This window comes from Streptomyces sp. NPDC051051, from assembly GCF_040682975.1.
Taxonomy (GTDB): Bacteria; Actinomycetota; Actinomycetes; order Streptomycetales; family Streptomycetaceae; genus Streptomyces.
Genome location: NZ_JBFBCB010000024.1, coordinates 65,615 through 84,040, shown reverse-complemented (window position 1 = coordinate 84,040; position 18,426 = coordinate 65,615). Strand labels below are relative to the sequence as shown.

Genomic DNA, 18,426 nt, shown 5'->3' with positions numbered 1-18,426 from the left:
GCCCCCGCCTGTCGATTCCCGGCTCCGGCCTCGCCAAGGGCCTGGCCGTCACCCTCCGCACGATGACGCGGAAGACCGTCACCGAGCAGTACCCGGACGCCCAGCCCGACCTCCCGCCCCGCACCCGCGGTGTGATCGGTCTGTTCGAGGAGAACTGCACGGTCTGCATGCTGTGCGCCCGCGAGTGCCCGGACTGGTGCATCTACATCGACTCCCACAAGGAGACGGTCCCGGCGGCGGCCCCCGGCGGCCGCGAACGCAGCCGCAACGTCCTCGACCGCTTCGCCATCGACTTCGCCCTGTGCATGTACTGCGGCATCTGCATCGAGGTCTGTCCCTTCGACGCGCTGTTCTGGTCCCCGGAGTTCGAGTACGCCGAGACCGACATCCGCGAACTCACCCACGAACGGGACAAGCTCCGCGAGTGGATGTGGACCGTGCCGGCCCCGCCCGCCCTCGACCCCGGCGCGGAGGAACCGAAGGAGATCGCCGCCGCCCGCAAGACGGCCGAGAAGCTGGCTGCCGCTCGGACCACCCCGGAGACGGAGACCGCACCGGCGACGCAGGACACCCAGGCAGGCCGGGCCACTCCGCCCGGACCGGACAACCCCCAGGGAGGCGGGGCGTGACCCTCGCTCAGGCACCTCACGGCTTCCTCTCCCCGACCGGCGTGGAGATCGCCTTCGTCCTCGTCGGCCTGGTGACCTTCGGCGCCGCCCTCGTCACCGTCACCACCAAGCAGCTGGTGCACGCCGCCCTCTGGCTGGTGGTGACCCTCGGCGGCCTCGCCGTCGAGTACCTCCTGCTCACCGCGGAGTTCATCGCCTGGGTGCAGGTACTGATCTACGTGGGTTCCGTCGTCGTGCTCCTCCTCTTCGGTCTGATGCTCACCAGAGCGCCCATCGGCCGCTCCCCGGACGCGGACTCCGGCAACCGGTGGGCCGCCCTCACGGTCGCCGCCGCCGCCGCGGCCGCCCTCGTCTGGGTCGTCGTCGACGCCTTCCGCGCCACCTGGATCGACCTCGACGGCCCGGCCGCCGGCTCCACCGAGGCCACCGGCGCGAGCCTCTTCCAGAACTGGGTCCTCCCCTTCGAGGCTCTCTCCGTCCTGCTCCTCGCGGCCCTGGTCGGCGCGATCGTCCTGTCCCGCAAGGCGAAGGCGGAGTCGAGCTCTCCCCCTCTGAACTCCCGAGTCACCGGCAAGAGTTCCCCGTCCGTCCCGGATGCCCGGAAAAATCCGGCCGAGCAGGAAGGCGCCCGCTGATGCACCTCGCCTATCCCGCCGTCCTCTCCGCCCTCCTCTTCTGCACCGGCCTGTACGGCGTCCTCGCCCGCCGCAACGCGATCCTGGTCCTGATGTCGGTCGAGCTGATGCTCAACGCCGTCAACCTGAACCTCGTCGCCTTCGACGTCTGGCTCAGCCGGACCGCCGAGGAGACCCTGCACTCCGGTCAGGCCCTGACCCTGTTCACCATCGCCATCGCCGCCGCCGAGATCGGCATCGGCCTGGCGATCGTCCTCGCCGTCCACCGCAACCGCGGCACCGCGGACATCGACAAGCTCCGCGACACCGCCGAGGGCCACGAGAGCGCCGGGGGCGACGAGCCCGCCGGCGCCGACGGCACCGGCCCCACGGCCGAGAAGGCTGAGGCCACCGCGTGACCACGACCACCCTCGCCGTCCTCGTCCCCCTCCTGCCGTTCCTCGGTGCCGTCGCCGGCCTGCTCCTCGGCCGCACCGCCCCCGGCTTCGTGCGCCCGCTCGCCGTCCTGCCGCCCCTCGCCTCCCTCGTACTGGCCGCGACCGTCGCGGTACGCCAGGGCGGGGACACGGCCGTCGACGCCGCCACCGAGCTGACGCCCACCGGCTCCGTCCCGATCGAACTCGCTCTGCACATCGACGGCTTCGCCGCCCTCGTCGCCACCCTGGTCGGCCTCGTCGCCACCTGCGTGCAGATCTACTCGACGGGCTACCTGCGCGACGACCCGCGCTACCCCTCGTACGCCGCCCTCGTCTCCCTGTTCACCTCCGCGATGTTCCTCGTCGTCTACTCGGGCGACCTGATCGTGCTGCTGGTCGGCTGGGAAGTGATGGGCATCTGCTCCTACTTCCTGGTCGGCCACTACTGGGAGACCCCGGAGGCCCGCGCCGCCTCCATCAAGGCCTTCCTCGTCACCAAGCTCGGCGACGTCCCCTTCCTCATCGGTCTGCTCGCCCTCGCCACCGACGCCGGCTCCTTCCGGATCACCGAGGTCCTCGCCACGGTCGCCCACGGCGGACTCGACCACCCGACGCTCATCGCCCTGCTGCTCCTGGCCGGTGTGGCCGGCAAGTCGGCGCAGTTCCCGCTGCACACCTGGCTCCCGGACGCGATGGCCGGCCCGACACCCGTCTCCGCGCTCATCCACGCCGCGACCATGGTCGCCGCCGGTGTCTACTTCGTCGCCCGTCTCCTCCCGGTGTTCGAGGCCTCCCGGGCCGCGATGGTCGTCCTCGCCGTCATGGCCGCCGTCACCATGGCCGGCTCGGGTCTCGCCGCGCTCGCCCAGGACGACATCAAGCGGGTCCTCGCCTACTCGACGATCGGCCAACTCGGCTACATGACCGGCGCCCTCGCCGTCGGCGACCGCGGTGCCGCCGTCTTCCACCTCCTCTCCCACGGCGCCTTCAAAGCCCTGCTGTTCCTCGCGGCCGGCGTGATCATCCACGCCGCCGGCACCAACTCGCTGGCCGCCATGTCCCGCACGACCGGACTGCGCGACCGCGTCCCGGACGCCTTCTGGACGATGACCGTGGCCCTCCTCGCGCTCGCCGCGATCCCCCCCTTCAGCGGCTTCTTCTCCAAGGAGACCGTCCTCGGCGCCGCCGAGCACGTCTCCACCGGCCACACCGAGCACGCCCCCGCCGCGGCCGGCTGGATCGTCCTCGTCGCCGGCCTGCTCACCGCCGTCCTCACCGCCGCCTACGCGACCCGGCTGTGGCTGCTGGCCTTCCGCGGCCACGGCGCCGAGGTCCCCGACCACGGCCGCCAGCCACTGACGACGACCGTGGTGCTGTGGGTGCTCGCCGTCCCGTCCCTCGCCCTCGGCGGGTTCGCCTACCGCTCGCTGCCCGACTGGTTCGACGGCCGTGACCTCGCCCCGACCCTCACCACCTCCGTCCTCGGCACCGGCCTGGCCCTCGGCGGCGGCCTGGCCGTCTACAGCGCATGGCGGCACACCACCGCGCTCGCGGCCCGCTTCCCGCTAGGCGCCGTCGCCGCCCACCCCGAGGGCGACGCCGGACTCGTCGAGGCCGAGGCCATCGCGACCCACGTCCCCGCCTACGGAGACGTGGCCTCCGCACCCGATCCGGCGGACCCCGGACGGCTCCTGCTCGGCCCCCTGCACCGCCACGCGGCCACCGGCTTCCACCTGGACGCCGTTTACACCACCGTGTTCGTCCGCCCGGTGCAGGCCGCAGCGAGCCTCGTCCGGTTCCTCGACCGCGAGGTCGTCGACACCTACGTACGCGGCGCGGGCACCCTGCCCCGCTGGCTCGGCGCCGCCGTACGGCGCGCCCAGACCGGCAACGTCCAGACCTATGTGAGCGCGCTGCTCGCCGGCACCGTCGTCCTGGTGGTCGCCGCCGTCCTCGTCGCCACGGGAGCGTGAGCAGGCGTGATCGATATCAGTGAGTCCCTGATGCAGTTCCTTCTGGCATTGATCGTGGCCGGCCCGCTCCTCGGCGCGGTCAGCGCTCTCCTGCCTGCCCCGCCCGGGCTGAAGGGGAAGTCGCCCGAACAGGCCGTCCTGCGGCACGGCGTCACCGTGACCGGCGTGATCCTCGTCGCCGCGATCGTCCTCGCGCTCGGCTTCGACCACGACCAGCCGTCGAAGATGCAGGCCACGACCGACATCAGCTGGATCCCCGCACTCGACGTGCGCATCCACCTCGGCATCGACGGCATCTCCCTCCCCCTTCTGGTCCTGACCGCGCTGCTGACCTTCCTGTGCGCGCTCTACTCGTACTTCAACCTGCCCGCGGGCCCGAGCCCGAAGGCCTTCGTCGCGCTCCTGCTCGTCCTCGAGGCCGGCACCCTCGCCACCTTCGCCGCCCTCGACCTCCTGCTGTTCTTCCTCGCCTTCGAGACGGTCCTGATCCCGATGTACTTCCTCATCGCCCGCTGGGGCGGCGCGGGCCGGACCCGGGCGGCATGGAAGTTCATCCTGTACACACTGCTCGGATCCGTGGTCATGCTGCTCGGCCTGCTCCTGATCGGACTTCAGGCGGGCACTTTCGACATGGTGGCACTCGCCACTGACAACGGCCGGTCCCTGACCACGTCCGTGCAGGTCACCGCCGTTCTGGCGATCGGCGTCGGGCTCGCGGTGAAGACCCCGATGTGGCCCCTGCACAGCTGGCTGCCGGACGCCCACACCGCCGCCCCGACCGTCGGCTCGGTCCTGCTCGCCGGCGTCCTGCTGAAGATGGGCACGTACGGGTTCGTCCGGATCGTCCTCCCGGCCGCGCCCGACGGTTTCCACACCTTCGCGCCCTACCTCGCCGCCCTCGCCGTCGTCGGCATCATCTACGGCTCCCTGGCCTGCCTCGCCCTCGCCAAAGAGGGCGCCAAGGGAGACCTCAAGCGCCTGATCGCCTACTCCTCCGTCGGCCACATGGGCTTCGTCCTGCTCGGCATCGCCTCCACGACCCCGACCGGCGTCAACGGCGCCCTCTTCGCCAACATCGCCCACGGCCTCATCACCGGCCTGTTGTTCTTCCTGGTCGGCGCCCTGAAGGACCGCACCGGCACCACCGACCTGGACACCCTCGCGCAGGAGACCGGGGCCGCCCTCTACGGCAAGGCCCCCCGCCTCGGCGGCCTCCTCGCCTTCGCCGCGGTCGCCTCACTCGGCCTGCCCGGCCTCGCCGGGTTCTGGGGCGAGATGCTGGCCCTGTTCGGCGCCTTCGACCCCGCCGACGACCTCAGCCGTCCCGCCTTCCTCACCTTCACCGCGATCGCCGCCTTCGGGACGCTCCTGACCGCGGCCTACCTCCTCGTCGTGGTCCGCCGCGTCTGCATGGGCGCCGTCCCGCAGGACGCCCCGCGCCTCACCGACGTCCGCACCTACGAGTTCGCGGCCTGGACACCGCTCGTCGTCCTCACCGTCGTCGCCGGCCTCTGGCCCAAGGCACTCCTCGGCCTGACCGACCCGGCCGTGCAGCAGCTCCTCGCAGGAGGCAACCGATGAGCCACCTCGCCGCCGCCCCCTCGCTCGTCCAGTCCGTCGACTGGCTCGCCATCGCCCCACCCACCCTCACGGCAGTCGTCGGACTCGTCGTCCTCGTCGCCGACCTGTTCGTGCCCGACCGCCGCAAGCCGCTCCTGGGCTGGCTCTCCGTCGCGGGCCTCGCCGCCGCCACGGCCCTCCTGCTGCCACTCCTGGACGGCGACCGCTCCACGTTCTGCCTGACCGGCGACACACGCGTGTGCAGCTACACGGCCGACCACTTCACCCTCGTCATCCAGTTCCTGGTGCTGGGCGGAGCGCTGCTGGCCGCCCTCCTGTCGGTCACCGCCCTGAAGGACGAGCGCGGACGGCTCCCCGAGGGCGAGTTCTGGTTCCTGCTCCTGTCCTCCGCCGCGGGTGCGGCCCTCCTGCCCGCCTCCCGCGACCTCGCCACCCTCGTCGTCGCCCTCGAGGTCGCCTCCCTGCCCGCCTTCGCCCTCGTCGGCATCCGGCACGGCGACCGCCGCTCCTCCGAGGCGGCCCTGAAGTTCTTCCTGTCGTCCGTCACCGCGACCGCCGTCAGCCTCCTGGGCATCAGCTTCGTCTACGCCACGACCGGCACCCTCTACCTCACCCAGGTGGCCGACCGCCTCCAGGACGTCGACGGGCAACTGCACACCCTCGCCCAGACCGGCGTCGTCCTCACCCTGATCGGCTTCGCCTTCAAGACGGCCGCCGTCCCCTTCCACTTCTGGGTCCCCGACACCTACGTCGGCGCCCCCCTCCCCATCGCCGCCTACCTGTCGGTCGTCGGCAAGGCGGTGGGCTTCTCCGGCCTCATCCTCGTCACGGTCGTCGCCTTCCCGTCGTACGCCGACGTCTGGGGCCCCGCGCTGGCGGCACTGGCCGCCCTCACCATGACCGTCGGCAACGTCGGCGCCCTCCGCCAGCAGGCCACACGCGCGTACAGCGCCGTACGTCTGCTCGCCTGGTCCTCCGTCGGCCAGGCCGGCTACCTCCTCGTCCCGATCGCCGCCGCCGCGTACTCCGACGACCCCGAGCACGCCGTCGGCTCCACCGTCGCCTACGCCCTCATGTACGCGGCCGTGAACCTGGGCGCCTTCGCCGTCGCGGCCCTGGTCGGCCGTACGCACGCCGCGAACCGCGTCACGGACTACCAGGGCCTGTACGTGAGGAACCCGCTCTCCGCGCTCGTGCTGGCCTTCTTCCTGCTCTGCCTCGCCGGACTGCCGCCCGGCATCATCGGACTCTTCGCCAAGGTCACCGTCTTCTCGGCCGCCGTCGACGCCGGCCTCGGCTGGCTCGCCGTCGTCATGGCGGCCAACGTCGTGATCGCCCTGTACTACTACCTCCGGTGGACGGCGCTCCTCTTCCGCGCCCCCGAGGACGAAACCGGCAAGCACCCCGCGCCCGCGCCCCTCACCGCCGCGATCATCCTCACCGCGGTCCTAGGCATCGCCCTCTCCGGCGCCCCGCAACTGGTCCTGCACTTCGCCGACACCGCCCTCTTCTGAGCCGTCACCCGGACGGCCCACGCCCGCCGCCGGGAGCACAAGGGAACCCGGGGCCCTCGTCTGGCGTTGTCCAAAACGGGAGGTTCCACTGGACGTGGCACCACGACACCAGCGGAACCGCAGATCAGAAGGCAAGATCCGCAAGCGAAGGGTTCCCCTGCCGCACGACTTGGAGGGCGTACCGTGCACCGCCGGCACAACGGGCTCAGGACCGCAGTACTCCTCGGGGGACTGTCCGCACTCATCATCGTCATCGGCAGCTTCTTCGGCCGCACGGGGCTCGTCGTCGCGGTCCTGATCGCGCTCGGCACCAACGCGTACGCGTACTGGAACAGCGACAAGCTGGCCCTGCGCGCCATGCGCGCCCGCCCCGTGAGCGAGTTCGAGGCCCCCGGCCTGTACCGCATGGTCCGCGAGCTCTCCACCCAGGCACGCCAGCCCATGCCCCGCCTGTACATCTCCCCGACCGAGGCCCCCAACGCCTTCGCCACCGGCCGCAACCCCCGCAACGCCGCCGTGTGTTGCACGGAGGGCATCCTGCGCCTCCTCGACGAGCGCGAACTGCGCGGCGTCATCGGCCACGAGCTGAGCCACGTCTACAACCGCGACATCCTCATCTCCTCGGTGGCCGGCGCCCTCGCCTCGGTCATCATGTTCCTGGTCAACTTCGCCTGGCTGATCCCCGTGGGCCGGTCCAACGACGACGACGGCCCCGGCATCCTCGGCATGCTGCTGATCATGATCCTCGGCCCGCTCGCCGCCAGCCTCATCCAACTGGCCATCAGCCGCTCCCGCGAGTACGAGGCCGACGCCTCCGGCGCCCAGCTCACCGGCGACCCCCTGGCCCTCGCCGGTGCCCTGCGCAAGCTCGAACTGGGCACCAAGCAGCTCCCGCTGCCGCCCGAGCCCCGCATCGAGACCGCGAGCCACATGATGATCGCGAACCCGTTCCGCCCGGGCCAGGGCCTCTCCAAGATGTTTTCGACGCACCCGCCGATGGCGGAGCGCATCGCCCGCCTCGAGAAGATGGCAGGACACCAGTGAAAACCATCCTGAACGTCATATGGCTCATCCTCAGCGGCTTCTGGCTGTTCCTCGGATACGTGTTCGCAGGCCTGCTGCTGTGCATCACCATCATCGGAATTCCCTTTGGCGTCGCGGCTTTCCGCATCGGCGTCTACGCCCTCTGGCCCTTCGGGTACACGACGGTCGAGCGCCGTGACGCGGGAGCCCCGTCCTGTCTCGGGAACGTCCTCTGGCTGGTCCTCGCCGGCTGGTGGCTGGCGCTCGCCCACATCGTCACCGGCATCGCCCTGTGCATCACGATCATCGGCATCCCGTTCGGCATCGCCAACTTCAAGCTCATCCCGGTCTCGCTGCTCCCGCTGGGCCGCGAAATCGTGCCCACGGACCAGCCGTTCGCCGCACGCTGATCGCCGCACGCCCACCGCGGCGGTCGGAGCGGAGTTGTCCACAGCCCGCTGCTTTTCCACAGGCCGCCCCCGATGTCGGCGGCAGCCCGCACCATGAACACATGACGGAGAACAAGCAGGCGAAGAAACCGCCCGCAGGAGCCCGGGCCCACGCCCGACCCCACCGGGCGTCCCGAATACCCGGTCGGCGCGTCCAGACCGCGTAACGGGCCCAGTCGTACGGGCCCGAGCCCGGGGATGCCCAGGCGTCAGGGTTGCCGCCGCCCCCGACCACGCCACACCTCTGCCGCGCCGGCGCCCCGCCCGTCGGCGCCCCCACCCGCCCTACTCGCGCCCTCTCCCCGAACCCACCCGCGCCCGCACCCCGTACGCGGCCACGCCCACCGCCAGCACACCCGCCCCCACGACCACCGAGGTTCCCGGCAGCGCGAACGCCAGGACCAGGCAGCCGAGGAGGCCCACCGCCGGCAGGACCCGCCTCAGCGGGGCCGAATCCAGCGTCCACGCCGACGCGTTGGCCACCGCGTAGTACGCCAGCACACCGAAGGAGGAGAAACCGATCGCGCCGCGCACGTCCACCGTGGCGGCGAGGACCGCGACCACCGCGCCCACGGCCAGTTCGGCCCGGTGCGGCACCTGGAAGCGCGGATGCACGGCCGACAGCACGCCGGGCAGATGCCGGTCCCGAGCCATGGCCAGCGTGGTCCGTGAGACACCCAGGATCAGGGCCAGCAGTGAACCCAGCGCGGCCACGGCGGCCCCCACCCGCACCACCGGCACCAGCCCCGGCACGCCCGCGGCGCGCACCGCGTCCGCCAGTGGCGCGGCAGCCCGCCCGAGATCCCCCGACCCCAGCACGGAAAGGACCGCGACCGCCACACACACGTACACGGCCAGCGCGATGCCGAGCGCGAGCGGGATCGCGCGGGGAATGGTCCGCGCCGGATCCCGCACCTCCTCGCCGAGGGTCGCGATGCGCGCGTACCCCGCGAAGGCGAAGAACAGCAGCCCGGCGGCCTCCAGCACCCCGCCGAGCCCTCCGGACGTCCCGATGTCCAGCCGCCCGGCGTCAAACTCCCCGGAGCCCAGACACACGACGACCACGGAAGCGAGGACCGCCAGGACCACCGCCACGATCAGCCGCGTCAGCCAGGCCGACTTGTGGACGCCGCCGTAGTTCACCGCGGTCAGCACCACCACGGCCGCGACCGCCACCGCGTGCGCCTGCCCCGGCCAGACGTACGCCCCGACCGTCAGCGCCATCGCCGCACAGGAGGCCGTCTTACCGACCACGAAGGACCAGCCCGCGAGATATCCCCAGAACGGGCCTAGCCGTTCACGCCCGTACACATAGGTGCCGCCCGAGGCCGGGTACAGCGCGGCCAGGCGGGCCGACGACATGGCGTTGCAGTAGGCGATCACGGCGGCGAGCGCGAGTCCGAGCAGCAGCCCGGAGCCGGCGGCACGGGCGGCGGGCGCGAGGGCGGCGAAGATGCCGGCGCCGACCATCGAGCCGAGCCCGATGACCACGGCGTCCCCGACGCCCAGGGTGCGCCGCAGTTCGGCGGCCGATCCGGGCTGTGTCATGGGTCGCACCCTACTGAGCCGGGGAACCACCGGGTGTCGCCAGGACGTCGTCCCCGGTGACACCGCACGAACGGGCCGTGGACGACGCGCGGACGCACAGCCTGACCGGAGCGAGATCACAGCTCCGGGACGGTGCGGGCACAGCGCGGAAGGGCAGGGTCAGGACATGAGCATCATCAGCTGGATCATTCTGGGGCTGTTGGCCGGGGTCATCGCCAAGGTACTGCTGCCGGGCCGGGACCCGGGCGGCTTCATCGGCACCACCGTCATCGGCGTGGCGGGCGCGTTCATCGGCGGTTGGATATCGGCCCGCTGGCTGGACCACCCCATCACCAAGGACTTCTACGACGGCGCCACCTGGGCGGCGGCGATCGGCGGGTCGCTGGTGCTCCTGATCGCCTACCGCATCCTGTTCGGCAACTCCCGGGACTGACCGCGGACCCGTCGCCCCGGCATCGGCTTCGAGCCCTCCAGCCCGCCCGCCGTACCCGCTGCCCGTCCGCCGGGACGGACGGGCAGGGCGACTGCCGCCGCGGCGCCCGCCCTTCCGTCCCGCTGCCAGGTCCCGGGGAGTCAGGACCTACCGGTAGTTCACGAACTGCAGCGCGAAGTCGAAGTCCTGACCCTTCAACAGGGAGATGACGGCCTGGAGGTCGTCACGGCTCTTGGAGCTGACGCGCAGTTCGTCGCCCTGGACCTGGGCCTTGACGCCCTTGGGGCCCTCGTCGCGGATGAGCTTGGCGACCTTCTTCGCGTTGTCCTGGGAGATGCCCTCCTTGATCTCCGCGAAGAGCTTGTACTCCTTGCCGGAGAGCTGGGGCTCGCCCGCGTCCAGCGCCTTCAGCGAGATCCCGCGCTTGATCAGCTTCGACTGGAAGACGTCGAGGACGGCGTTCACCCGGTCCTCGGAGTTCGCCTCCATGAGGATCTTTTCTCCGGACCACGAGATCGAGGCGCCGACGCCCTTGAAGTCGTAGCGCTGGGAGATCTCCTTGGCGGCCTGGTTGAGGGCGTTGTCGACCTCCTGCCGCTCGACCTTCGAGACGATGTCGAAACTGGAGTCGGCCATGTCCTGTGGCTCCTTGATATCGGGGTGCGTATCGGATGCGTGTCGGCGTGTGTGGGGCTGCCGTCGAGCCCGGCGTGGGACGCGGGCCGCATCCGGACAAGCCTAGCCACCCGGCCCGGCCGTGGCGGTGAGGAATCCGGGTGGCGAAGCACCCCTCCCCATCGGGTATCGTTTACGTCGTTGCCGGAGAGCACCGCCGAAAAGCGGTTCGAACGGCGGCAAACCCGGCGGTGTGCCCGAGCGGCCAAAGGGAGCAGACTGTAAATCTGCCGGCTCAGCCTTCCCAGGTTCGAATCCTGGCGCCGCCACGCTGAGGGAAACCCCCTCTGATCAGGTCAATGACCTGGTCAGAGGGGGTTTCTTGTTGTCTCTCCTCGTTCGATTCGCCGTGGCCGGGTCGCGGACGTGTCTCACCTCGTACCGCCCGTATCCCACCTTTGATCAGTGCGTGTCCCCCAGGTGTCCCCCGGGGGTGAGCATGGTCACTCCGGTTCGTTCCACTCCCGAAGCGCCGCGTCGATTCGGCTGTTCGCGTGCTCCCGCGTCTGATCGAGCACCTTGGCGTACACCTTGTGCAGTACCGCGATGCTGTGGCCGGCGCGTCGGGCGCACTCCATCGCATCCACCCCCGAGCTGAGCCAGAACGAGACGCCAGCGTGGCGCAGGTCGTAGGGGCGGCGGGCCAGGAGAGACGCCGTTTCCGGCTCGCTCAGCACGTCCTTCCGGGCCCTCGCCCACACCTCCCCATAACCGGTCTCTTGCAGCAGGCCGCCGCGGTTCGTCCGGAAGAGTCGGCCGTCGGGTGCTACGCCGTGCGCGGCGATGTGCTGCCGCAGCAGACGGACGAAGTGCGGCGGGATCGGAACAGGACGAGAGTCCTTCTTGGCACGGGCCTTGAGGTGGCGTGTCTCATGTGCCGTCCCGTCGTCGGTCCAGTTCCGTCCGGCTCGGACGATCCCTTGGCGCAGGGTGAGCATCCCCCACCCCGTTTCCGGTAGATGGCACTGGCCCACACGCAAGCCGGCTGCCTCAGCCGGACGCATGGCCGCGTAGTACAGACACCCGAAGAACGCTTCCAGGTGCCGCCCACGGAGGCCCTGCTCACGTACCCCTGCCAGCAGCGCGCGGACCTGGCGAGGGTTGGCGACGCTCTCGGGGTCCACTGCCTCCACCGACTTCGGGGCGGTCCACTTCACGGCCGTGATCGGGTTGACCGGCATGGTGAAGTACTGCGCTTCCACGGCGAGACCGAGGACGTCACTCAGGCAGGCCCTCTTGCGCTTCGCGGTACGCGGCGACGCCTCCTTCCCGTCCAGCCGTAGGGACAGCGCGTCTAGGGCAAGACGTACAGTCGCCGGGTCCTCCAGCGCGGAGACCGGCATGGAGTGCTTGGAGATCCAGGCAAGGGCGTGGGCCACATCGTCCGGCGGGGTCTCGTTCCAGCGGTTCCGGTTGTACGCCCACCCGTACAGTGCGCGCCGCATGAGCGCGGTGTCGGGCATGCCAGTCTTGGTCTTCACCAGCGCGGGGGTGATGGTTGCCAGCGCATCGGCGTAGTTCTTCCGCGACTTCGCAGGGGCCAGCGCCCACTTCCGGTCGACGTACGCACGACTGTGCTCGTACCACGTGATGGAGCCCTGTTTGGCGCGCAACTCGGATACGGGCAGGCCCGTTTCCTCGTCGAACTGGTCGCCACGCCGCACGGCCGACATGAGTTCCGATCGGCGTCCCTCAGCCTGAACTTTGAGCGTGTAGCTCTTGGAGTGCTTGCGCTCCCCGACCAGCCAACGCAGGCGGTAGGGCTTCGGGCGGTCCTTGCGAACCTCGATGGAGTAGAGACGAACGTCGTAGGTCAGTGCCATATGAACTCCAGAGGGGCCCACCGAAAGCGGGCCCCTCGTGTCTCGCGTGTGGGAGGTGGTCAGGCGGCAGCGTCTTCCATGGAGGACCACCACGCGTCGAGATCGGCGCGGCGGCAACGGAGCTGTCCGTTGGGGAGCTTGATGAGTTTCGGAGCCTTCCCCCGGGCGCGCAGCCGGTAGAAGGCGGCGCGGCTCATGTCGATCTCTTCGAGGACTTCGGGGAGCTTGAGCATCTTGGGGCGAGCCATCGTTGCGACTCCTCGGTTTGGCCTTTTGGGGAATCCGCAACATCCGCCACGCCGCAACATTGCTGGTCAGCGGCTTGAATCTGTGGCGGATGCCGTTTCTGTTGCGGATAGGTCCCGCCACGCGGGGCCGCGCGGCGGGACCTTGGGGCAGGGCCGGTCAGCCGGCGATGCGGAGTGGGCGTGTGTCGGTTTCCGCGAGCATGTGGCGGCTCTCGGAAGGGGCATCCGCCACAGATTCACCCCCGTTGACCTGCGATGTTGCGGATGTGGCGGATGTTGCGGACTTCTCGGGGTGCGGGGGGCAGTAGCGGGTCCAGGCGTCGCTGAGGTCTTCCGCGTAGTAGCCCTTCGGGGTGCCGCTGCCGACCCGGATACCACGGGGCTTGATGGGGGTGTTGTCGGGGCGCACGTACTGGCTCAGGAGCTTGGACAGGCCGCGCGCGGTGAGCGGCTTGATGCTCTGCCCGTCGTTGCTCATGTCGGCCCACGGGGCGTCATCGAGTGCCAGGAGGACTTCGAGGATGGCGGCGGTCGGCATGCGGTCGGCGCCGCAGAACACCTTGTCGCGCAGGTCCGTCAGCAGACGCACCCCCAGCGATGCCTCGTCGCCTTGGGATGCGGCCTTGATGAGCGCGACGCAGGCGGCGCGGGCCCGCTCGGGCCAGTGCCCGCCGGCCGCGTCCGCCACCGCCAGCAGCGGCTCCCACACGTCGGCCGGCCGGTCGGTGACGCCCTCGGGCATCTCCGGCCACGCGTTGGCGATCTCGTCGTGAATGGTGGCGGTCCACTCCGCGAGCCGGTCCCGCAGGACGTGGCCCTGCTTCTCGTGGACACGGCGCCGGTAGGGCTCGCACGTCTCGTTCGGTGCCTTCTTGCGCATGCGGATGATGACCGAGCGGGTCAGGATCGTGTCCGGCAGCGAGCCGAGTCCGGCCATGGCGACCGCGCAGAACGAGTCGAACCAGCCTGCCTTCTGGTCGGAGCCCTCGCCGACACAGCGCAGGGACTTCGCGCCGCGCCGGTAGCCGGAGTTCAGGAAGCCGCGGACCTCCTCGTTGCCGCCGGCCTTGGGTCCGAAGACGGTGTCGATCTCGTCGAACAGCAGCGTCGGCGTTCCCGCATCGGCCGCGACCAGCCGGAACAGGGCGTTGGCGGAGGCGTTGACGGTGGTCGCCGCGCGCGGCGTGAGCGTCTCGATGATCTCCAGCGCACGCGACTTCCCCGACCCCGGCTCGGGGCTCAGGAAGGCGATGCGGGCGGTGCCGTCGAGTGCGTCGATGAGGTGGGCGTGCGCGTCCCACAGGGCGACGGCGGTGTAGGCGTGCTCGGTGGGGAAGACGTTGAAGCGGCGGTGGAAGGCTTCGACCTCGTCGAGCAGCGCGGCGCCGTCGATGGCGTTGGTGGTGCTCATGCGGCGGTCCTCCCTTCGGTGAACGGGGCAGGTGCCCCGGTGCAGGCGGCTTTGTGGGCGTCGTACGCGGTGACCAGCGCGGCCACCTTGGGCAGGCCGGTGGCGGTGCCGGTCAGCCCGCAGAGGCAGGCGTAGGCGGCGGTGGGGGTGGCGCCGGGGCGTTTGGACCAGCGGGCGCCGTCGTCGTGGTCGCGGTAGAGGGGCGGGGCGTAGATGCGGATACCGGGCCGCTCGGGCGTGGGGTCCTCGCTGCGGCGGCGTGCGGCGCCGGCCGGGAACCGCTTCGGACGGGGAAGGACTGAAAGGACGCCCTGACGGGCGGCGCCTTCCGGCTCGCCCACGGCCGCCGGGCGTGCGGCCGGTTGGGCGGGGTGCGGGCTGGTGGCGGCGGGGGGTTGGCCTTCCAAGGGGGAGCGGGGTGGGGTGCTCATGCCGCGTCCCGGGGTCGGGCTTTGCGCAGGGAGCTGTCCAGGGCGCTGCGGATGGTGGCGCGGCACTCGGCAGCGGTGAGTCCCGCGGCCTCTCCCGCCCCTTGGAAGGCGTCCTCGGCCACGTGCCGGGGGAGGTCGCCCCATGCGACGAAGCGTCCCACCTTGAACGCGCACCGGTTCAGCGTGATGTTGCGCTGATGCTCCGGCGCCGTGGCGACCATCGCGCACTCGGCCTCCAGCGCGGCCAGGGCCGCCCGGTTGCCGTCGACCGCGGGCAGCCGCAACGGAGCGACCGGCCGGGCAGTGGGGGCCGGTTGGAGTAATTCGAGCAGCCATCCCGGCAGGGGGGCCGCCGGAGCGTTGTCGGGGGCGGTGTAGGGGCCGGTGGGGGTGGTGCTGCCGGCGGCGACGACGTAGCCGCCCCAGGCGCGGGTGTCGACCAGCGGCGCGAGGGTCCCGGCGGTGTTGCCCAGCCGGATGCTGGGCGGGGCGGTGAAGTACAGGTGCTCGCCGCCGCTCGCGGTCCGGGTCCGGTAGGTGGTGGGGACGGCGTGGCCGGCGCGCTCGCAGAGCGCTCGAAAGGTTGCCGTGCCGTCAGGCGCGTCCGAACTGCCCTTGTCCTTCGGTACGTCGAGGTCGACGACCAGCAGGTGGGAGGGGCCGGTGGCGATGCCGACGTTGTACGCGCCGTGCGACCAGGTGGCGCGGATGCGGTCCGGATCGGTGGTGGCGCGGTCCTCCCACTTCGCGTGGCCGCTCGCGCAGGGGTCGGTACGGGGGCAGGCGGATTCGCCGTGCAGGGCGGGTCGCTTGGTGCCGGGCCGTAAGGGGAAGACGTGCCAGCCGCGGGCGGTGGCGTCCAACGCCGCGCGCAGCAGCGCGGACCGGGCGTCATGGGTCATGCTGGATACCTCCAACAGGTCTGATGAAGACGGGTTGGGCAAGAGCGGCCCCGCGACTTTGGCGAGACGAGGGGGCCGCCCTTGGCGTAGCTAGGCGCCCTTGCTGCGGGCGAGTTTCAACGTGATGCCGCCGATGCCGATGGGTCCGGCGGCGCCGGCGATGACGGTGGCGGTGTGGGCGGCGGTGTCGAGCAGGAAGCACAGGGCGGCGACCAGTCCCCAGCCGCCAGCGACGGTGGCGCCGGCGATGGCGAACGGGATGAGCAGGCGCCGCCACGGGACACCTGCCGGGGTGTCGTGGACGACGATCACGACGGGCTGTCCGGTGGCCTGCGCGCGCTGGAAGGTGTCGGCGGGGAGGTGCGGGGCGATGGTGCCGGGCGGGGTGCGGTGGTGGTCCATGGCGGGGCTCCCTCGGGGTGAGCCGCGGGCCCGCACCGAAGAGGGTGGGGGCCCGTGCGGGTGGGGGTTGGCTTGTCGCGTTGCTTGTCGTCTTCCTTGTCGTGCGGCTTGTCGCTTGTCTTGTCTTGTCGCTTGTCGCCTCCCAGGTCACAAGCCGTTTCCGGGCCCTGGGAGGGCCAGGGACGGGCATGCGTCGACACGGGGACGACAGGCGACAAGCGGCTCAGTCCTGCGGGGGTTGTCCGCCGGCGTGGGTGTGGTGGACGTAGCGGGCTTTGGTGCCTTCACCGACGCGCACGGCGGTGCCGTTCTTGACCCATTCCTTGAGCCATCCGACGACGGTCTGTCGGGTGGTGCCGTGTCCGTCGGCGAGGGCACGGGCGATCGCGGAGGCTCCGGTGCCCTCGGGGCCGGCGGCGAGGAGGGCGGCGAGGGCGGCGCGTTGGGCGGGGCTGTCCTGTTCGCCGCGCAGGGCGGACAGGTCCAACCCGCCCGCGGCCGCGGGCGGCGGGGTGTGGGGGTCGGTGGTGGTGTCGAATTCGGCGTCGATCTGTTCGCGGAAGCGGCGGGCGAGTTCGTCTTCCTCCGACGCCGACCGGGCCGAATCGTCGCGCAGGGCGGACAGCTTCAGCCCGCCCCCGGCGGCGGGCTCGCGGTCCGCATCGGTGGGGGTGTCGGGTTGGTCGCGCATCCATGCGGTGCGTGCCGCGTCCCAGCGCCGGGCATAGGCGGGACCGGCCGCTTTCGCGGAGATGGCGTCGAGGGTGGGGTGGAGTGGGGAGGTGGCGGTGGTGATGTCGCGGATCTGGTTGGGCAGGATCCGCCATGCCTTGAACAGGGCGGCCGGGGATTCGGGGGTGCCCAGGAACCCGGCACCCTTGTAGGGGGCCTGGTCGACGCGCAGGCCGCGGGTGCCGGGGAACATCTTCGACAGGTCCATGCCCTCGGTCTCACCCCCGGTGAGTGCGACGCGCACTTTCCCCTCCCGGCGGATCATCAGGTTCCCCAGCACGCTGCCGGTCGCCCCGAGCGCGGTGAGGACGGTGCGCACGCCCATGGCGCGGGCGATCCGGATCACTTCGAGGATCTTCTCCGCGAGTTTGCGCATGGTCCGGTCGGTGGAGACCAGGATCTCCGCGCCCTCGTCGATGACCAGCATGATCTGGGGAATCTGCGCGCTCACCGGCAAGAGGTCGGTGTTGGCTTGGGCGAGGAGGTCCTGGTAGGCGGTCTTGCGGTGCTTGGCGATCGCCACCGCCGTGTCGAGCATGGTGAGGGCTTCGTCGTGGGTGCCGGCGAGCCAGTCCACGCCGGGTCGTACCGGCGTGCCGTCGGGCCCGGTGAGCTGTCCGGTCAGGGCGGGCCGTACCCACGGCAGACCCGCGGAGCCGGCGTTGAGGTCGATCACCCAGGTGAGGACGTCGGTGGTGCGGGCGAACCCGGCCAGGATCGTGTGGACCATGTTCGTCTTGCCCGACCCCGTCGGCCCGACCACCAGCGCGCACTGCTCACGCAGATAGACCAGGATGTCTTCGGCGTTCGTCCGGTACCCCCACGGGATGCCGGTCAGCAGGGACAGGGGCGTGTAGTCGGTGGGGTAGGTGCGCTCCTCTGCCAGGACGTTGACCGTGGTCACGTCGATGATGACCCGGCCCTGGTCGATGCCGGGGGAGGCGGCGACCGTGCAGCCGTGCGGCAGCCGGGCGTCCGCGGACAGGCGGCCCGACTCGGCGGCGATCTTTTGGTAGGTAGCGCCGCCGGGCGGGAGTTCGGCGTCGAGGGAGAACCCGGCGCCGGTCTCCCACATCTCGATGCCCAGGACGCGAACGGTGATGGAGCAGACGCGCTGGATGCGGTCGACCCATTCCGTGGCGAGCGCCCGCCGCTCCGCGGACAGCTCGGCGCTGACCTGCCGCTCCGCGGCGGTCAGGGCCTCTTCCTCGCGGGCCTCTTCGAACAGGGCCGACGAGTGGGCGGCGGCGCCGATGCCGACGCCGACCGCGGCGAGGGAGCCGAGGGCGGCCCAGGTGAGCGGGCCGTGGGTCATGGCCCAGGTGGTCCAGCCGGCGCCGACGAGCCAGGAGGCGGCGCGGGTGGCGAGGGTGCGGCCGGCGTTGCGCACCCGCAGGCCGGCGACGGTGTGGCCGAGGGCGCCGGCGGCGCCGACGGCGAGTGCCCAGCCGGGCGGCATGGCGGTGGCGGCGCCGGTGGTGGCGACGGCGAAGGCTCCGGTGGTGGCGGACAGGGCGCCGGTCACGGGTCCGTGACCGGCCGCCCAGTCCAGCACCGGACCACTGCTCGCCTGCTGCTTTGCGGTGGCGGTGCTGCTCATG

General features: G+C 71.3%; 18 protein-coding genes and 1 tRNA gene. 10 read left to right on the top strand and 9 right to left on the bottom strand.

The genetic code is table 11. The annotated features are described in order from the left end of the window. Nucleotides 1-62 precede the first annotated feature (62 nt). The 8 genes from AB0N31_RS19735 to AB0N31_RS19700 all read left to right on the top strand — a co-directional run bounded on the left by AB0N31_RS19735 (nucleotide 63) and on the right by AB0N31_RS19700 (nucleotide 8,181). Entirely contained in the window at nucleotides 63-629 is a 567-nt protein-coding gene (locus AB0N31_RS19735; RefSeq protein WP_366059679.1) for a 4Fe-4S binding protein, read from the top strand. After that, nucleotides 626-1,264 (top strand): NADH-quinone oxidoreductase subunit J, encoded by a 639-nt coding sequence (locus AB0N31_RS19730; RefSeq protein WP_366059650.1) that lies wholly within the window; start codon nucleotides 626-628, stop codon nucleotides 1,262-1,264. The genes AB0N31_RS19735 and AB0N31_RS19730 overlap by 4 nt, the downstream gene beginning before the upstream one ends. Then, nucleotides 1,264-1,662, top strand: a complete 399-nt coding sequence (gene nuoK, locus AB0N31_RS19725; RefSeq protein ID WP_366059648.1) for an NADH-quinone oxidoreductase subunit NuoK — start codon at nucleotides 1,264-1,266, stop codon at nucleotides 1,660-1,662. Before AB0N31_RS19730 ends, nuoK begins: the two co-directional genes overlap by 1 nt. Continuing rightward, entirely contained in the window at nucleotides 1,659-3,653 is a 1,995-nt protein-coding gene (locus tag AB0N31_RS19720) for an NADH-quinone oxidoreductase subunit L (RefSeq protein ID WP_366059647.1), read from the top strand. The genes nuoK and AB0N31_RS19720 overlap by 4 nt, the downstream gene beginning before the upstream one ends. A 6-nt stretch (nucleotides 3,654-3,659) precedes the next feature. Further along, nucleotides 3,660-5,234: an NADH-quinone oxidoreductase subunit M gene (locus AB0N31_RS19715; RefSeq protein WP_366059646.1), complete on the top strand. Its 1,575-nt coding sequence runs from the start codon at nucleotides 3,660-3,662 to the stop codon at nucleotides 5,232-5,234. Further along, the gene (locus AB0N31_RS19710) at nucleotides 5,231-6,748 is read left to right on the top strand and encodes an NADH-quinone oxidoreductase subunit N (RefSeq protein ID WP_366059645.1); all 1,518 of its coding nucleotides are present in this window, start codon (nucleotides 5,231-5,233) and stop codon (nucleotides 6,746-6,748) included. The genes AB0N31_RS19715 and AB0N31_RS19710 overlap by 4 nt, the downstream gene beginning before the upstream one ends. Before the next feature lie 183 nt (nucleotides 6,749-6,931). After that, nucleotides 6,932-7,792: a zinc metalloprotease HtpX gene (gene htpX / locus AB0N31_RS19705; protein ID WP_366059644.1), complete on the top strand. Its 861-nt coding sequence runs from the start codon at nucleotides 6,932-6,934 to the stop codon at nucleotides 7,790-7,792. Continuing rightward, nucleotides 7,789-8,181, top strand: coding sequence for a YccF domain-containing protein (locus tag AB0N31_RS19700; RefSeq protein WP_366059643.1), 393 nt, complete (start codon nucleotides 7,789-7,791; stop codon nucleotides 8,179-8,181). Before htpX ends, AB0N31_RS19700 begins: the two co-directional genes overlap by 4 nt. A gap of 324 nt (nucleotides 8,182-8,505) precedes the next feature. Here the strand turns inward: AB0N31_RS19700 and AB0N31_RS19695 are convergent, their stop codons facing one another. Beyond that, complete coding sequence (locus AB0N31_RS19695) at nucleotides 8,506-9,768, bottom strand: APC family permease (RefSeq protein ID WP_366059642.1); 1,263 nt, start codon at nucleotides 9,766-9,768, stop codon at nucleotides 8,506-8,508. 166 nt (nucleotides 9,769-9,934) lie between these two features. On the opposite strand from AB0N31_RS19695, the gene AB0N31_RS19690 reads away from it, so the two are divergent. Continuing rightward, nucleotides 9,935-10,201 (top strand): GlsB/YeaQ/YmgE family stress response membrane protein, encoded by a 267-nt coding sequence (locus AB0N31_RS19690; protein ID WP_363089004.1) that lies wholly within the window; start codon nucleotides 9,935-9,937, stop codon nucleotides 10,199-10,201. A 147-nt stretch (nucleotides 10,202-10,348) separates the two neighbouring features. Here the strand turns inward: AB0N31_RS19690 and AB0N31_RS19685 are convergent, their stop codons facing one another. Further along, entirely contained in the window at nucleotides 10,349-10,837 is a 489-nt protein-coding gene (locus AB0N31_RS19685; RefSeq protein ID WP_363089005.1) for a YajQ family cyclic di-GMP-binding protein, read from the bottom strand. A 226-nt stretch (nucleotides 10,838-11,063) separates the two neighbouring features. On the opposite strand from AB0N31_RS19685, the gene AB0N31_RS19680 reads away from it, so the two are divergent. Then, nucleotides 11,064-11,145: transfer RNA gene (locus AB0N31_RS19680), tRNA-Tyr, on the top strand. 174 nt (nucleotides 11,146-11,319) lie between these two features. Here the strand turns inward: AB0N31_RS19680 and AB0N31_RS19675 are convergent. The 7 genes from AB0N31_RS19675 to AB0N31_RS19645 all read right to left on the bottom strand — a co-directional run bounded on the left by AB0N31_RS19675 (nucleotide 11,320) and on the right by AB0N31_RS19645 (nucleotide 18,425). After that, on the bottom strand, nucleotides 11,320-12,699 hold the full coding sequence (locus AB0N31_RS19675) for a site-specific integrase (RefSeq protein ID WP_366059641.1): 1,380 nt from the start codon (nucleotides 12,697-12,699) through the stop codon (nucleotides 11,320-11,322). A gap of 59 nt (nucleotides 12,700-12,758) precedes the next feature. Continuing rightward, on the bottom strand, nucleotides 12,759-12,947 hold the full coding sequence (locus AB0N31_RS19670) for a helix-turn-helix domain-containing protein (protein ID WP_366059640.1): 189 nt from the start codon (nucleotides 12,945-12,947) through the stop codon (nucleotides 12,759-12,761). A 157-nt stretch (nucleotides 12,948-13,104) separates the two neighbouring features. After that, nucleotides 13,105-14,358 carry a DUF3631 domain-containing protein gene (locus AB0N31_RS19665; protein WP_366059639.1) on the bottom strand — a complete coding sequence of 418 codons (1,254 nt, stop codon included), beginning with the start codon at nucleotides 14,356-14,358 and terminating at the stop codon, nucleotides 13,105-13,107. Further along, the gene (locus tag AB0N31_RS19660; RefSeq protein WP_366059638.1) at nucleotides 14,355-14,789 is read right to left on the bottom strand and encodes a hypothetical protein; all 435 of its coding nucleotides are present in this window, start codon (nucleotides 14,787-14,789) and stop codon (nucleotides 14,355-14,357) included. Before AB0N31_RS19660 ends, AB0N31_RS19665 begins: the two co-directional genes overlap by 4 nt. After that, nucleotides 14,786-15,691, bottom strand: a complete 906-nt coding sequence (locus tag AB0N31_RS19655) for a bifunctional DNA primase/polymerase (protein ID WP_366059637.1) — start codon at nucleotides 15,689-15,691, stop codon at nucleotides 14,786-14,788. The genes AB0N31_RS19660 and AB0N31_RS19655 overlap by 4 nt, the downstream gene beginning before the upstream one ends. Before the next feature lie 90 nt (nucleotides 15,692-15,781). Continuing rightward, nucleotides 15,782-16,093, bottom strand: coding sequence for a hypothetical protein (locus tag AB0N31_RS19650; RefSeq protein ID WP_366059636.1), 312 nt, complete (start codon nucleotides 16,091-16,093; stop codon nucleotides 15,782-15,784). A gap of 223 nt (nucleotides 16,094-16,316) precedes the next feature. Further along, nucleotides 16,317-18,425 (bottom strand): hypothetical protein, encoded by a 2,109-nt coding sequence (locus AB0N31_RS19645; RefSeq protein WP_366059634.1) that lies wholly within the window; start codon nucleotides 18,423-18,425, stop codon nucleotides 16,317-16,319. Between the last annotated feature and the right edge of the window lies 1 nt (nucleotide 18,426).

Bases quoted from the DNA above. Each gene is read 5' to 3' on its own strand.
- nuoK (WP_366059648.1), top strand. From the start codon at position 1,264: ATGCACCTCGCCTATCCCGCCGTCCTCTCCGCCCTCCTCTTCTGCACC.
- AB0N31_RS19665 (WP_366059639.1), bottom strand. From the start codon at position 14,358: ATGAGCACCACCAACGCCATCGACGGCGCCGCGCTGCTCGACGAGGTC.
- AB0N31_RS19710 (WP_366059645.1), top strand. From the start codon at position 5,231: ATGAGCCACCTCGCCGCCGCCCCCTCGCTCGTCCAGTCCGTCGACTGG.
- AB0N31_RS19645 (WP_366059634.1), bottom strand. From the start codon at position 18,425: ATGAGCAGCACCGCCACCGCAAAGCAGCAGGCGAGCAGTGGTCCGGTG.
- AB0N31_RS19685 (WP_363089005.1), bottom strand. From the start codon at position 10,837: ATGGCCGACTCCAGTTTCGACATCGTCTCGAAGGTCGAGCGGCAGGAG.
- AB0N31_RS19655 (WP_366059637.1), bottom strand. From the start codon at position 15,691: ATGACCCATGACGCCCGGTCCGCGCTGCTGCGCGCGGCGTTGGACGCC.
- AB0N31_RS19650 (WP_366059636.1), bottom strand. From the start codon at position 16,093: ATGGACCACCACCGCACCCCGCCCGGCACCATCGCCCCGCACCTCCCC.
- AB0N31_RS19670 (WP_366059640.1), bottom strand. From the start codon at position 12,947: ATGGCTCGCCCCAAGATGCTCAAGCTCCCCGAAGTCCTCGAAGAGATC.
- AB0N31_RS19690 (WP_363089004.1), top strand. From the start codon at position 9,935: ATGAGCATCATCAGCTGGATCATTCTGGGGCTGTTGGCCGGGGTCATC.
- AB0N31_RS19675 (WP_366059641.1), bottom strand. From the start codon at position 12,699: ATGGCACTGACCTACGACGTTCGTCTCTACTCCATCGAGGTTCGCAAG.
- AB0N31_RS19660 (WP_366059638.1), bottom strand. From the start codon at position 14,789: ATGAGCACCCCACCCCGCTCCCCCTTGGAAGGCCAACCCCCCGCCGCC.
- AB0N31_RS19695 (WP_366059642.1), bottom strand. From the start codon at position 9,768: ATGACACAGCCCGGATCGGCCGCCGAACTGCGGCGCACCCTGGGCGTC.
- AB0N31_RS19735 (WP_366059679.1), top strand. From the start codon at position 63: ATGACGCGGAAGACCGTCACCGAGCAGTACCCGGACGCCCAGCCCGAC.